The organism is Deinococcus phoenicis, assembly GCF_000599865.1.
Lineage (GTDB): Bacteria > Deinococcota > Deinococci > Deinococcales > Deinococcaceae > Deinococcus > Deinococcus phoenicis.
In genome coordinates, this window is sequence record NZ_JHAC01000029.1 from 35,909 (window position 1) to 50,293 (window position 14,385).

Consider the following 14,385-nt stretch of genomic DNA (forward strand, 5'->3'; position numbering starts at 1 on the left):
AGGCGCGGGAGGGGACAGGTATGCTGCTGTGCGGTCGCGAAAACGCGACACTCCCCAACCCTGCCCCGGAGGTATTCCACCGTGACCGTGCCCCAACCCGCTGCATCCGAACTCGCCGTGTCCGAGCGCCTGGCCCAGAGCCGCCGTCAACCGCTGCTCGTGTTCTCCGGGCAGAGCAACCGCCCGCTCGCGCAGGCCATCTGCGACAACCTCGGCGTGCCCCTGGGGCAGAGCAAGACCGAGAAGTTCACGAACGACAACCTGATCGTGCATTACGAGCAGTCGCTGCGTGAGGGGGACGTGTTCATCGTGCAGTCGTTCAGCACGCCGGTCAGCGACGCGATCATGGAACTGATGCTGATGATCGACGCCGCCAAGAGCGCCTCGGCGGGCCGCGTCACGGCGGTCATTCCGTACTACTCCTACTCGCGCAGCGACAAGAAGGACAGCCCGCGCATCTCCATCGCGGGCCGCCTGGTCGCCGATCTGCTTCAGGCCGCCGGGGCCGACCGCATCCTGACCATGACGCTGCACGCGCCGCAGGTTCACGGCTTTTTCAAGGTGCCGGTCGATCACCTCTCGGCCGACCGGGTGCTGAGCGCCCACTTCAAGGGGTGCGTGCCCAACGCCAATGAAGGCGTGGTGCTGGCCCCCGACGCGGGCAGCATCAAGCGCGCCAGCCAGATTGCCCGCCGCCTGGACGCGGGCCTCGCCATGATCGACAAGGAGCGCCTCTCCGACACCGAGGTCCGCCCCCGCGCCTTGATCGGTGACGTGGAAGGCAAGACCGTCTTTATCGTGGACGACGAGATCAGCACCGCCGGGAGCCTCGTCGAGACCGTGAACATTGCCCGCAGCCTGGGGGCCAAGGACGTGTACGTGGCGGTCACGCACGGCGTCTACACCGGCCCGGCCATCGAGCGCATCGCTGGCCTGGACGTGACCCAGGTCGCCAGCACGAATACGGTCCTGGTGTCTGAGGAAAAGATCCGGGCGTCGAACGGCAAGCTGGCCGTGCTGGACGTGGCCCCGCTGTTCGCCAACGCCATCGCCAACATCCACACCGGGGAGAGCGTCAGCACCCTGTTCGAGTGAGGGCGAGAGAACGTGGGGCGTGGGGAGGCGGCGGCTTCTCCACGCCCACGTTTTGAGAAAGGGGGCGGACCGGGGGGAGGCTGGCCGCGCCCTGCCCTCCCGCCTCAGCGCAGCAGCTTCAGCACGCCGTCATACAGGGCGATGAACTGTGCCTCGTCAAGCGTCCGGGCATCGTTCCAGGTGGCGCTGACGCAGAAGGTGCGGCCCACCTTGTTCGTCACCTGGGTGGTGAGGTTCAGCACACCCGGCTCGCTGCCGCCCTTGTAGCTGACGCGCGCGAAGTCGGTGGGATCGGCCACGCCGGGGTTCTGGGTCGTCTCGGGAAGGGCGGCCACCTCCTTCATCAGCGTGCAGAGGCGCTCGGTGCTGACGAACCATTCCACATCGCGCGCGACGGGACCGCCAGCAAAGACCGCCGCGTTCGGGAGCGGCGCGGTGTCGGCCTGGGCCAGCACGGCCCGCCGCGCCGCGCGGTCCAGGCCCGCCGAGCGGTAGGCGCGCAGCAGGTTCAGATTCGCGGGGTTCTTCAGGGCGAAGAATTCCCGCGTGTTCGGCATGGCGGTCTGCCCCAGGCGCGCTTCCACGCCCGCGCGGCCCACCACCCGCAGCAGCAGGTCGGTGGCGGTGTTGTCACTCTCCCGGATCATGCGGGCGGCGAGGTCGCGCAGGGTGTAGCGGCTCCCCGCCGGGGCATTTTGCAGGGTGCCGCTGGGCAGGCTCTTGCCGGCGTCCGTCAACGTCACCTCGTCCGTCCAGGCCCGCTCGCCGCGCGTCACCTGGGCCTGCAACTCGGCCAGGATCGCCAGTTTGAAGGCCGAGCCGACCGCCAGGAGGCGCGTGGGGTTCAGGGCCACGGCATTCCGGCCGGTCGCCACGTCCCGCACCAGCACGCTGACCTGCCCCGGCAGCGCGGCGAAGGCGGCCCGCGCCTCCTCCAGCGAGGTGAAGTTGACGTCAGGGAGGGGTGGAGCGATGACCAGCGCCGTGATGCGCCCCTGGGAGTCCACGCCGAACGCCGTGACGTTCAGCGCCCCGCGCTCGTAGACCACCTGCGGCAGCTTCCCCGACAGGTCGATCCGCACGAAGGGGCCGTACTCGGCACGAACCGACGCCAGCAGGTCGTCGAGATTCGCCGCCGGGACCGCCGCCAGGAACTCCGGGGCGAAGAGAGCCGGGTCCACCTTTTCCGGCTGGAACACGTGGGTCAGGGTCTGAAGGACCGCCTCCCGCTGCGCCTCATTCTGCGCGGGAACCACCCTCAGGCCCGTGACGAGTCCCTGGGCATTCACGGTGAACGCCGTGACGTCCAGCCTTCCGCGCTCATAGATCACCTGCGGCAGCTTCCCCGACAGGTCGATCCGCACAAAGGGGCCGAACTGGGTGCGGAAGCTGCCCAGCGATGCCTGCAAGGTCGCCGCCGGGACCGCCGCCAGGAACTCTGGGGCGAAGAGAGCGGGGTCCACCTTCTCGGGCTGGAACACGCGGGTCAGGCTCTGAAGGACCGCCTCCCGCTCCGCCTGGCTGGGAGCGGGCGCGCCCTTCGGCGCTGGGCCGGGAACCGCCCCGAAGCTGGTCAGGCGGCCCTGCGCGTCCACCGGGGCCACCGTGACGATCAGGGTGCCGCGCTCGTAGACGGCCAGTGGGCGGCCCTGAAAGGTCTCCAGCCGCTGAAAGGCCCCGTATTGCTGGCGAATGCTGGCGAGCTGCGCGGCGATGGTTTGCAGAGGCACCTGTGCCAGGAACTCCGGCGCGAACCATTCGGCGCGGGGTTGTTCGGCGCCCAGCAGGCGGGTGAGGGCCTGCGCCTGGGTCCGCACCTCGCCGCTCTGGGCGGAGGCGGTGGCGAGCAGGCTCAGCGTCAGGGCCGTCGGCAAATGGGCACGCATGGCTGACTTTACCGGACCTCACGCGCCGGGCACGCGGGAGGAGTCAACCGACACAGGGTCTAGCCGGCAGAGGGTCTAACCGTCACCCCACTTGGCCCTGGAGTTTTATAACAGTGAGACGGTCAGACCGTTTGCCGCTGCTGGTGGGGCCGTCCCCGCGTTCCCAGCCCCACCAGCAGCGTCCCTGCGGCCAGCAGCGCGAGCAGCAGCCCCGAATGCCCGACCGCCAGGAACGCGAGCGGAATCAGGGCCGCCACGACCAGCGGCGGGAGGAACGCGCGCCCCAGTGCCAGCACCCCGAACACCACGCCCACCAGCGCGCCGAGCGGCACGGCGGCCAGCGGCGGCAGGTACGCGGTCAGGACGCCGCCCAGCGCAAAGCCCACGCTCAAACCCAGCACCGCGCCCGCCAGCCGCAGCGGGGGCAGGGACAGGCGGCGCAGCAGCGCCCAGGCGGCGGCCAGCAACGCGGCCAGCAGCAGCGCCAGCGGTTCCACCAGGCCCACCTTGGCGAGCATCTCGCGCACACTGCCCTGCGCGAACACCACCGACACGTTCTGTGCGGTAATCACGTCCTGGAGCTGCCAGCGCAGCGTCTGCGGTCCACCGAACGCGGCGCGGCTGGTGGAGGTGGGGTAGAGGCTGTAACGCTCGAACTTGGCGGGCCGGTCGGCACTCACGGTCAGGTCCAGGTTTCGCAGCGGCTCCCGCCGGTCCGAGAGGCGGTAGCTCCAGCCGCGTGACCCCTGATGGCGGTAGGTCACGTTCACGCGCACCGTCTGTCCGGCGGGAACCACGCCCTCCCACACGCTGCCTTCGCGCAGGTCGCTGGCGCGGTAGCTCTGGCCGTTGACGGTCAGCCGGAAGCCGCTCAGGGTGCCGCTGCCCGAGGGCAGGGGAAAGACGAAGCGCACCGGGGTGGCCTCCGCGCGCGGGTTGGTGAAGGTGTAGTCGGCGCTGAAGACCGCGTTGTAGTACGTGCCGCGCCCCCCCGCCGGGTCCACGAAGCGCAGGTCGGCGCGGGCGCGGGTGGTGTCCAAGCCCAGGGGTTCTTCCGTTTGCAGGGTCACGTCACGGCGGTAGATCAGGTTGCGGCCCTGCCGCGTGAAGCCCTCGCGCAGGTCCTCCACGCTCAGGCCGGGCGGGTTTCCGAAGTACGGCAGCAGCGTTTCCCAGCCGCCGTTCAGGTTCAGCCGGGCGTACACGTCGGCGGGCAGGACCACGCTGCGCGAATACGTGCGGGTCGTCAGCAGGCTGACGCGCGGGGCCGTCTGCACGGTCTGTCCGCCCGCCGGGTCCGCCGCATTGGCGTACCGGGCGTTCAGTTGTGCGCCCAGCCGGGCATCCACCGCGCGGCGCGTGACGTGGACGGCGAGGATGCCCGCCCCCACCGCCAGCGCCACCAGCGCCCAGCGCCCCAGTCGCGGCAGCCTTGCCCCCGCCCAGTTCAGCCCCGCCCAGAAGCGCTCGCGGTCCAGCAGGCCCACCAGCAAAAGCGCGAGCAGCAGTGCCCCCAGCAGGATCGCCAGCGGCACAGCCAGGCCCGCCAGCCAGGAAAGGGCGTCGTACAGAGCATTCAGCGCGGTCTGAACCATGGAAACCTCCGGGAGAGAAAAAGTAAGGGGACTCACCGGAGTATGTACCTCAAAAGGAGGCTCTACCTCATCCATCTTTGGATGGAGGGTCCCGCCGAAAATGTAGCGGCTGACTTTCTAAACCGGTTGCTTTTTTAAAGCATAAGGCTCACACTGGGGATATGCTTCCTGCTGCTGCTGTCCTGCCTCCCTCCACGCATGTCGCCTCCGTCACGTTGCTGGCCCGCGACCTTCCCCGCCTGGCGGCGTTTTATGCCACGCTGCTCGGCCTGACCCCCATGACATCCTCGGCAGATGCGGTCACGCTGGGGGCGCACGGAACCCCGCTGCTGCACCTGCTGGCCCGGCCCGACCTGCCCGCCCCGGCCGGAAGCCGCCCCGGCCTGTACCACACCGCCTTCCTGCTGCCCGGCCGCGCCGATCTGGGGCGCTGGCTGGCGCACGCGGCCACGCTGGGCCTGCGCCTGGGTACCGGCGACCACCTCGTCAGCGAGGCGATCTACCTGCAAGACCCCGAGGGCAACGGCATCGAGGTTTATCGCGACCGGCCCCGTAGCGAGTGGACCTGGCAGGACGGTCAGGTGCGGATGGACACCCTGTCCGTGGACGTGCCCGGGGTGCTGGCGGCGGCGGAAGGCACCACCTTTGAGGGTGCGCCCGCCGGGACCTCGGTCGGTCACGTTCACCTCAAGGTCGGGAGTGCGGCCGAGGCGGCCCGCTTCTACGCGGATGCGCTGGGTCTGGACGTGGTGTCGCATTTTCCCGGCGCGGCCTTTCTGTCCTGGGGCGGCTATCACCATCACCTCGGCCTGAACGAGTGGCATTCGTGCGGACAGGGGCGGCCTGCTGCGCCCGCTGCCGGTCTGGGCGGCCTCGCCTTCGTCACGCCCGACCTCGCGCCGCTGCGGGCACACCTCGCGGCGCGTCCCCTGGCGGTGCAGGATGACGGCGACGCCCTGAGCTTTGATGACCCCTGGGGCAACCGCGTGACGGTGCAGGCCCAGGCTTGACTCAGGTGCTGTTTCGGCGGCCAGTCGCCCGCTAGACTCCCCCGCATGAGCGAGCAGGTGAAGGTGCCGCAGGTCGGAGGTCAGCGCGTGCGGGTCGGCGCGGAGGCGGAATTGCCGGAGGGCAGCCAGACGGAAGTGACCGTGGACGGCGTGAGCGTGGTCGTCGTGCGCTACGAGGGGCAGTTCTACGCCCTGCGGAACAACTGCACGCACAAGGACTACCCGCTGCTGGGCGGCGAGGTCAGCCTGGGCCGCATCACCTGCCAGAAGCACGGCGCGAAGTTTGAACTGGCGACCGGCAAGGCCAAGACGCTGCCCGCCGTGAAGCCCGTCAGGATTTACCGGACGCTGGTGGAGGACGGCGTGGTCTCCGTGACGCCCCTGTGAAGCTGGACGGATGAGACTGGCCTGCTGGCCGATGTGACGCGGTTCCGGGCCTGGGAGGCTGGTGCGTATGCGTGTCCTGAATGTGCCCGTTTCGCCCGAATTGCTGGACGCCTGGGCCGGGTGGCTGGCTCCGGCCCGGCAGATGCTGTCTCCCGCCTCCCGCCGGATGCTGCTGCGGGCACAGGCGCAGTATGGGCGGGGTGGGGTGCCGCGTGTCCGGGACTTTGCCGATCTGCTGCCGAACCTGACGGGCGGGCGCTTCGTGTGGTGGCCGTCCCTCATTTCGCCTCCCGTGCTGACGCGGGTGGTGTCGGCAGGCCATCCCCCCTGTCAGCAGGCCAACGTGCCGGAGGCGGTCTGGGCGGGTGCCGCGTCCCTCCTCCCGCGCGCCCGCGCACTGGCAGGAACCTTCCCACTCGCGAGCGGCCCGAACTGCTTCGGGACCGTCATGGGTGCGGCGGGCGTGGAGGGGGCCGAACAGCAGTGGATGCAGCGGGGGCCGTTCGAGGCGTTCCTGGCCGCACGCACCCGGCCCGGTGGACAGGATGACCGGCCCGGAACCCTGCTCGTCTGGCGCGGCGACGGGGGAGCCGTGCAGCATGCGGGCGTCACCCTGGGAGGCGGCTGGGCACTGCACAAGCCCTCTCAACTGTGGATGACGCCGCGCGTTGTCCTGCCGGTGGGTGACCTGGTCCGCTTCTGCCGCACGCGCGGCTGGCGGCTGCACCGCTCCAGCCTGGTGACGCAGCAGCCTGTGGCGTAAAAGCTACCGGTCCTTTTTCGTCAGCCGCCACAGCGTCACGCCGTTGGAGATCAGCAGCAGCGCGCACAGGATCGCGAAGGGGACATTCTCCTTCTGGATGAAGCGAATGGTCAAAATACCCCACCCGCACATCAGCGCGACCACCAGCCAGACGCGCCACGCGGGGGCGTTCACGGGGTTCTCCGGGTTTTCATGGGGGTAGCCTAGCGTCCGGGTGGGGGCAGGGCGTCCCGGGGGAGGCAGTGGGGTGGAGGAGGAGAAAGCGGGCGCCAGAAGTTCCGGCCCTGGTCCCACACCCTCCACCCCATCGCCTCCCTACCGCACCGCCCGCACCGCCGCCTCCGCGTTCAGCATTCCCCGGCCACAGCTTTTGCGCGGGTCGGGGTCGCAGCGTCCGCCGGGAAAGGGCGTGGCCGTGCGCGTCAGCAGGTCGCGGACCTGTGCGGGCGTGAGCGCCGGCTTCAGGCCGAGCAGCAGGCTCGCCACGCCCGCCGCGTGGGGGGCGGCAAAGCTGGTGCCGTTCGGGGTCCGCTCGCCGCCGGGACCGCTGACGCTGCTGCTCGGCAGGCCGTGGCCGGGTTCCCCACCGGGGGCGGCCAGCGCGACGCTCGCGCCCCAGTTGGCGTAGCTGGGCCGTTGCCCGCCCTCGGTCACGCTGGTCACGGTCAGGACACCCCGGCACCCGGCGGGCGAATACCCGCCTGCGTCCGCGCCGTCGTTCGCGGCTCCGGCTACCACCAGCGCCCCGCGCGCCGTGACCGCGTCCACCGCCGCCTGAATCCGCGCGTCACACCCCGTCAGCGGGATGAAGTCCGCGAACAGGCTGAGATTCAGCACCTTCGCGGGGTTGGGATTCAGGGGCGCGCCCGGCACGCTCAGCCCCGCCGCCCAGCGCAGCCCGTCGGCCAGGTCCTGCGGCGCGATCAGGCCGTCGGTGCCCGCCACCCGCACCTGCACCACCCGCGCCTGCGGGTTGATCCCGGCCATGCCGCGCCCGTCGTGGGCCGCGCCGATCAGGTTCCCGATCACCTCGGCGTGATAGGCGAACTGGCCCACGCCGCTGGCGTCCGCGTCGCGCCCGTTGCCGTCGCCCGCCCGCGCCGGGTCCGACACGAAGTCGTAGCCGTTCACCACCCGGCCCGCCAGCTCCGGCGAGTTCACGAAGCCGGTGTCCAGCACCGCGACCGTGACCCGCGCGCCCCGCCCGGTTCCTGCCAGTTGCGCCCATGCGCCCGGCGCGTGGATCGCCTGGAGGTTCCATTGCCGCGCGAAGAGGGGATCGGAGGGCCGGTAGGCCGTCGGCAGGGTGGGGGCGGCGGGCGCGGGCGAGAGCGGCAGCAACGGGGGGGCAGTCAGCGGGCGCAGCGGCTCCGGACTCAATTCGGGGAGGGGCGACGTGGGCAGCGCTGGAAGGGGCGTGGCCCCCGGCGCGGCGAGGGCCGCCGCCCCCAGGAGCGCGGCGGTGAGCAGGGCGGACGGCAGAGCCTTCATCCGACCAGTCTCGCGTGCCCGCCTGACGGGGGGCTGAGGGAAAGCCGGGCACCCTCCCCACCGTTTCCCTTTACCATCGCCGCATGACTTCTCCTCCGGCAGCGCCGCGCGTGGTCGTCCTGACCGGGGCGTCCAGCGGCATCGGACGCGCGACGGCCTATGAACTCGCCTCGAGGGGACACCGGCTGGTGCTGGCGGCCCGCCGCGCGGAGGAACTGACGGCCCTGGCCCGCGAACTGGACCCCAGCGGCTCGCGCGTGATCGCCGTGCCGACCGACGTGACCGGGGAAGCTTCCCGCCGCGCCTTGATCGGGGCGGCGCACCGCCACTTCGGCCGGGTGGACGTGCTGATCAACAACGCGGGCGTGACCGTCGAACGCGGCTGGTGGTGGGACGATGCCGACCCCCTGCGTGTGCTGCGCGTGAATCTGGAAGCGCCCATCGAACTCACGCGGCTGCTCCTGCCGGAGTTGCGGGCGCGCGGCGCGGGTCACATCGTGAACATCGGCTCGGTCGCGGGGCGGGTGCCGTTCAACGGGATGTACTCCGCGAGCAAATTCGGGTTGCGCGGCTTTTCGCAGGCGCTCCGGCGGGAACTGCTGGGCACGGGCGTCCATGTCAGCCTCGTCTCCCCCGGGTTCGTGCGGAGTGAGATGACCCGCGCCGCCCGCCTGCCCATGCCCGGCCCGGAGGTCATTGCCCGCGCCGTCGCGGACGTTCTGGAACGGCCCCGGCGCGAGGTGATCGTGCCGAAGGTGTACCGGCTGCTGGTCTGGCTCGACTCGGTCCTGCCGGGTGCGGTGGACCGCGCCGTGCCGCCCGTGATCCGGCGGAGGTACGCCCACCGCCAGGGGTAGGCGGGCGGGCCACCTTTTCCAGCCTCTGCTTCCAGCCTCGGCCGGTGGTCCCGCCGCCGTCTCTCAGTATTCTCTTCAGGCGGGCAGGCCACGGCCCCGCCCGAAGTCCGTAGACTGTCGTGCAGATGAACCCCGCCAAGGCCGCCCTGAGGGCATTCCAACCCGCGCTGGAACGGGCGCTGCTGGCCGCAGACCACGCGGTCAGCGGCTACGTACAGCCCCGCCGGGCGCGCGGCAAGCTGATCTTGCAACCCTACGTGGGCTGGGGCACCCCGCAGGCCGCAGAACTGACCGGGCGCGTGCTGCTGCCCCGCACGCTGGCGCCTGCCCGGAAGGGCGACCCGCGCTGGCGCAACTTCCGCAGCATCCTGCGCCGCCTGCTTTCGCGGGAGGTGGCGGGCGTGCGCGTGAGCGGCACCCTCGGCGAGGTCACCGCGAGCGGCGTCAGTGACAGCGACGGGTACTTCACCCTGACCTTCACCCCGGAACCGGGCGGCCCGCCCTTTGCCGGGGGCTGGCACGAGGCGAGCCTGAGCATCGGGGGCCGGGAAGGCACCACCCGCGCCCGCGTGCAGGTCGTTTCGGAGGCCCGCTTCGGCATCATCAGCGACCTCGACGACACCGTGATCCAGTCGGACGTGACCAGCCTGCCCCGGATGCTGGCGACCAGCCTGACCGGCAACGCCCGCACCCGCCTCCCTTTTCCCGGTGTCGGCGCGCTGTACCGCGCCCTGACCCGCGACGGCGAGGCCCGCAACCCGATTTTCTACGTGTCCAGCAGTCCCTGGAACTTCTTCGACCTGCTGTGGCAGTTCCTGGATTACCGCCGCATTCCGCTGGGGCCGCTGTTTCTCCGCAACTGGGGGTTTGACCTGCTGGGCGGGCACGGCGGCTACAAGCACGGCGTGATCGAGCGCATCTTCACCCGCTTTCCTGACCTGAAGTTCGTGCTGGTGGGCGACAGCGGCGAGAAGGACCCCGAAATCTACGCCGAGGTCGTGCGCCGTCACCCGGGCCGCGTGCTGGCCGTCTACATCCGCGACGTGACCGGGGCGGCCCGTGACCAGGGCGTCCTGAGCCTCCGCGAGGAGGTCCGCAAGGCGGGCGTGGACCTCGTGCTGGCCGCCGACAGCCTGAACGCCGCCAGCCACGCGATGGCGATGGGCCTGATTACCCCCGGCGAACTGCGGAGCGTGCTGACGAGCGTGGCGCGGACCTACGAAACCTGAGGGCGGGCCAGAGGTTTTCCCCCTGACCCGCCCCGCCTGATCCCTGCGCCTGCCTGTTCCCGAGGGGCTTACCCCTGCGGGCCGCTGCTCCCCCGGCGACCCCGGCGGCGGCGGCGGCGCTTGGCGTCCGCGTCGTTGCCGGCCTGGGCCGCGTCCGTCTGAACGGGGGCCTGTGGCGCCTGTGGACGGGGCGCGCGGCCCCCGGCCTGCGGCGCATTCTGGCGTCCGTTCAGGTCGCGCACGGCTCCCCGGTCGTTGCTGCCGCGCGAGAAGCCCTGGCCCCGGCCGCCCCGGTCACTGCTCCCCCGGCCCTCGCGCCCGAAGCTGCGCCCGCCCCGGTCACCCTGGCCGTCCTCGGGGGGCATGTTGTCCACCGTCCAGTCGCCGAAGTACATGCGCTGCACCGTGATGTTCACGGGCCGCAGGTGTTCATTCCGGGGCCGTTCCAGCGTGATGACGCGCCTCTTGTAGCCGCCGCCCTGGGGCCGCATGGGGGCGCGGCTTTCCCCCCGCTGGCCGCCTTCGCGCTGGCCCTGGGGGCTGCGGCTGCCGCGTCCCTGGCCCTGCCGGGCCGGGCTGCTGGACGTGGCGGGCTGGGGATCGTCCAGCGTGAACTTGCGCGGCGCGGTGGTGCTCACGCTCTGGAGCTTCTCGCGCTTTTCTGCCTCGCGGTCCTCGCGGCGGCGGGCGCGGGGCCGGGTCGTGTTGTCGTTGCCGTCCATGTCGTTCTCCTGGGTGAAATCGATTTGCCGGGCCAGGGGGTTCACCTGGCTGATGGTGACCGTCACGGCGTCCCCGAGGCGGAAGGTGCGCCCCGTGGAGCGGCCCCGCAGCATCTGCGCGTCCTCAAGGTAGATGTAGTAGTCGTCGTCGAGGTTGGAGATGTGCAGCTTGCCTTCCACCCCGTTGTCCAGCGCCACAAAGAGGCCGCTCGACACCACGCCCGACACGTTGCCGGTAAACGTCTCGCCGAGATGTTCCTGCGCCCACTTCGCCTGGTAGTACTTGGTGAGGTCGCGCTCGGCCTCGGCGGCCTTGCGCTCGCGCTCGGAGGTGTGGTCGCCCATGCCGGGCAGCTTCGCCCGCAGGTCGTTCACGGCGCGGCTGCTCGCGCGCAGGTCGCCCGACAGCACGCCCTTCAGCACCCGGTGGACCAGCAGGTCGGGATACCGGCGGATGGGTGAGGTGAAGTGCAGGTACTCGTCGAACGCGAGGCCGAAGTGGCCCAGGTTCTCGCCCGCGTACTTGGCCTGCTGCATGCTTCTCAGCAGCAGCGTATTCACCACGCTCTCGCGCGGCGTGCCCCGCACCTGCTTCAGCACGGCCTGATACGCCTGCGGCGTCGGCTCGCCACCCGGGAAGGAGAAGCCCAGCCGCCCGATGGCCCCGGTGACCTCCTGAAAGCGCTGGAGGGTGGGTTCTTCATGGATGCGGAACAGGGTGGGAATCTCGCGCTCGATCAGGAAGTGCGCGACCACCTTGTTGGCGAGCAGCATCAGGTCCTCGATCATGCCGCGCGCCGTCTCCTCGCGGATCGGGATCAGTTCCATGCGGCCGTCCTTGCCGACGTCCACCTTCACCTCGCGCATCTTGAAGTCCAGCGATCCCTCGCGCAGGCGCTTCTGGCGCAGCTTGGTGGTGATCTTGAGCAGCAGGTGCAGGTCACCTTCGAGGTGGCGGGCCTCCTCGGGCAGCGTGGAGGTCGCCTCCGAGTACGCCTGAACCTCGTCGTAGGTCAGCCGCGCCTTGCTCTGAATGACGCTGGGCGCGAGCTGGACATTCAGGATCTCGCCCTCGGCGGAGAGTTCCACCAGCGCCGTCATCGTGAGGCGGTCCTGGTAGGGAACGAGGCTGCACACGCCGTTGCTGAGGTGTTCGGGCAGCATCGGCAACACGCGACCCGGCAGGTAGACGCTGGTGGCGCGGGCATACGCCTCGTCGTCCAGCGGCGTGCCCTCGCGCACGTAGTGGCTCACGTCCGCGATATGGACGCCCACCACGAAGGTGCCTTCCGGCGTGGGCTGGATGTGGATGGCGTCGTCGAAGTCCTTGGCGTCGCGCCCGTCCACCGTGAAGATGTTGAACTCGCGCAGGTCCAGGCGGCCCACCAGGGCCTCTGCGGGAATCTGGGTGGGGATGGCGTTGGCCTGCTCCAGCACATCTTCCGGAAAGTCGCCGCGCAGGGCGTATTTCACGATGACGGCTTCGGTCTCGGTTTCGGGGTCGTCCTGCTCGCCCAGCACGCGCGTGACCTGGCCGAAGACCTCGTCCTCGCCGGTGTGTTCGGGCCAGAACAGCTCGGCCACCACGCGCGCGCCGCTTTCCAGCCCCTCGATGCCTTCCGGCAGCAGCAGGATGCGGTGGCGGGCGCGGTGGTCGTCGGGCTTCAGGATGGGGTGGCCCTTGCTGAATTCCAGCGTGCCCACCAGTTGCTTGTATGCGCGCTGCACGATACGGGCCACGCTGGCGCGCGGGCTGCCGTCGCCGCGCTGGCCCCGGCGGGGACCGCCGCCTCTGCCGCCGTCGCCCCGGCCTTCCATGCGGACCAGCACGGTGTCGCCGTTCCAGGCTTCCATGGTGTGGTCGGCGGCCACGTAATAGTCCTCGCCGCCCGAATCGGGCACCACGAAGCCGAAGCCCGCCGCCGACGCCTGGAACTTGCCGCGCACCAGGCTCATCGCCTCGGGCAGGCCGTAGGTGCGCCGCCGCGTGCGGATCACTTCACCCGTGCGGGTCAGGTCGTCCAGCAGCGCCTCCAGATCGCGCCAGTTGCCCAGGCGGTCGAGCATCTGCCGGGTAAAGGTGCGTTCCAGGTCGCGCACGTGAATCGGGCGGCCCAGCTTGCGCAGCTGCGCGACGACCATTTCACGGGCAGGGTCCTGCTCGCCGCTCTCCCCGGTGGCCTCGTCCGCTGGGACGTCCTCGGCGGCATCCTCGGCTGCGACCTGGGCCGGGGCGACCTCTGCCTGAGGTTTCCGCCGGGGCTTGCGGCCCTTCGGCGGCGTCTGGACCGGCGCGTCCACCTCCTCGACCAGCGTGGTATCCACGACCGGCGCGGGGGTGTCCTCCAGCCCGTTTCCGGTGAAAGTCAGCGTGGCCTCGGCGTCCGGGGTCGGTTCCTCGACCTGCACGGGTTCCACGCCGCCCAGGACCGTATTCAGGGGTGCTTCTTCGGCGTTGGCATCGGAGGTGACCTGCGGTGCGGCGGCCTTGGGCTTGCGGCCCCGCCGCCCCTTGGGCACTTCCAGCAGCACCGGGTCGGTCGGCTCCGCGACGGGCGGGAGGACCTCCGGGGTCGCCTCGGCCCTGGGCGGACGTCCGCGCCGCGCCCTGGTGGGCTTGGGCGTCTCCGCTGGCTCGGCCTGGGCCAGTTCGGGGGCCAGTTCGGGTTGCTCCGCTGCCGCTTTCGCCGGGCGGCCCCGGCGGGTGGGGCGGGCAGGCGCTTCCGGCTGAGGAGCCACCTCGACCGGCGGTTCTGCCCCGGAGACAGCTTCCGCAGGAGCCGCCTCCGGGAGCGCCGGGGCCGGCTGAGCCTCAGCTTTCGGCTTACGGCCCCGGCGGGGTTTGGCGCCCGGCTCGGGGATCGTCGTTTCTGGCGCCTCGGCCGCTTCGGCCACCGGGGGCTGAGCCTCGGTCGCGGCAGCTTTCGGCTTGCGCTGGCGCCTGGGCGTGACGGTCGTCACAGCCTCCGGGGCGGGCGTCTGGGGGGAAAGGGCTTCTGGGGCTTCAGCAGGAACCGGTGCCTGGGCGGCACTCTTGCGGCTGCGCCCGGCCCGGCTCGCGGTCTTGGGTTGTTCTTCGGAGGGGGCGTGAACCTGTGAAACGTCCTGCGCCTCCCGCTCCTTTTTCGCTCTCGGCATTCCTCACCTATCAGGACGCCCGTGGGGTGTTCTCGTGTGGGACGCGGGCAGGCCACCTCTTGCACATGCTCCCTGGCCTGGCAGGGTGGTGGCCCTGGGCGTGCATCTCACCCACGGGGTGGAGGGGTCGCTTGTCTCGGGCCGCGCCCGGCTCGCCCTGGTGGCGGTGCGGGGGCGCTGTCCTGTTGCCCGGAAGCGAGGTCAGTCTATCA

At 70.9% G+C, this 14,385-nt stretch carries 11 protein-coding genes; 6 read left to right on the forward strand and 5 right to left on the reverse strand.

The window, feature by feature from the left end; translation table 11 throughout:
* Positions 1–81: 81 nt before the first annotated feature.
* A complete protein-coding gene (locus DEIPH_RS09395) occupies positions 82–1,095 on the forward strand; it encodes a ribose-phosphate diphosphokinase (RefSeq protein WP_235183211.1) in 1,014 nt (337 codons plus the stop codon).
* 104 nt (positions 1,096–1,199) lie between these two features.
* On the opposite strand, the gene DEIPH_RS09400 is transcribed toward DEIPH_RS09395, so the two are convergent.
* Positions 1,200–2,981 (reverse strand): serine hydrolase, encoded by a 1,782-nt coding sequence (locus DEIPH_RS09400; RefSeq protein ID WP_081790859.1) that lies wholly within the window; start codon positions 2,979–2,981, stop codon positions 1,200–1,202.
* Between the two features lie 122 nt (positions 2,982–3,103).
* On the reverse strand, positions 3,104–4,576 hold the full coding sequence (locus tag DEIPH_RS09405; RefSeq protein WP_034357271.1) for a hypothetical protein: 1,473 nt from the start codon (positions 4,574–4,576) through the stop codon (positions 3,104–3,106).
* 161 nt (positions 4,577–4,737) lie between these two features.
* Here DEIPH_RS09405 and DEIPH_RS09410 point away from each other — a divergent pair, with 161 nt between their 5' ends.
* The 3 genes from DEIPH_RS09410 to DEIPH_RS09420 all read left to right on the forward strand — a co-directional run bounded on the left by DEIPH_RS09410 (position 4,738) and on the right by DEIPH_RS09420 (position 6,736).
* Complete coding sequence (locus DEIPH_RS09410; RefSeq protein WP_034357273.1) at positions 4,738–5,586, forward strand: VOC family protein; 849 nt, start codon at positions 4,738–4,740, stop codon at positions 5,584–5,586.
* 45 nt (positions 5,587–5,631) lie between these two features.
* Positions 5,632–5,973, forward strand: coding sequence for a Rieske 2Fe-2S domain-containing protein (locus DEIPH_RS09415; protein WP_034357275.1), 342 nt, complete (start codon positions 5,632–5,634; stop codon positions 5,971–5,973).
* 67 nt (positions 5,974–6,040) lie between these two features.
* Complete coding sequence (locus tag DEIPH_RS09420) at positions 6,041–6,736, forward strand: hypothetical protein (RefSeq protein ID WP_034357278.1); 696 nt, start codon at positions 6,041–6,043, stop codon at positions 6,734–6,736.
* 3 nt (positions 6,737–6,739) lie between these two features.
* Here DEIPH_RS09420 and DEIPH_RS20420 read toward each other — a convergent pair whose 3' ends face one another.
* Together DEIPH_RS20420 and DEIPH_RS09425 are read right to left on the reverse strand one after the other, a co-directional pair.
* The gene (locus tag DEIPH_RS20420; RefSeq protein ID WP_162834002.1) at positions 6,740–6,910 is read right to left on the reverse strand and encodes a hypothetical protein; all 171 of its coding nucleotides are present in this window, start codon (positions 6,908–6,910) and stop codon (positions 6,740–6,742) included.
* A 141-nt stretch (positions 6,911–7,051) separates the two neighbouring features.
* On the reverse strand, positions 7,052–8,227 hold the full coding sequence (locus DEIPH_RS09425; RefSeq protein ID WP_034357279.1) for a S8 family serine peptidase: 1,176 nt from the start codon (positions 8,225–8,227) through the stop codon (positions 7,052–7,054).
* 83 nt (positions 8,228–8,310) lie between these two features.
* Here DEIPH_RS09425 and DEIPH_RS09430 point away from each other — a divergent pair, with 83 nt between their 5' ends.
* Complete coding sequence (locus tag DEIPH_RS09430) at positions 8,311–9,084, forward strand: SDR family NAD(P)-dependent oxidoreductase (protein ID WP_034357281.1); 774 nt, start codon at positions 8,311–8,313, stop codon at positions 9,082–9,084.
* A 125-nt stretch (positions 9,085–9,209) separates the two neighbouring features.
* Positions 9,210–10,313, forward strand: coding sequence for an App1 family protein (locus tag DEIPH_RS09435; RefSeq protein WP_034357283.1), 1,104 nt, complete (start codon positions 9,210–9,212; stop codon positions 10,311–10,313).
* 68 nt (positions 10,314–10,381) lie between these two features.
* On the opposite strand, the gene rnr is transcribed toward DEIPH_RS09435, so the two are convergent.
* Positions 10,382–14,173: a ribonuclease R gene (gene rnr / locus DEIPH_RS09440; protein WP_034357285.1), complete on the reverse strand. Its 3,792-nt coding sequence runs from the start codon at positions 14,171–14,173 to the stop codon at positions 10,382–10,384.
* Positions 14,174–14,385 lie beyond the last annotated feature (212 nt).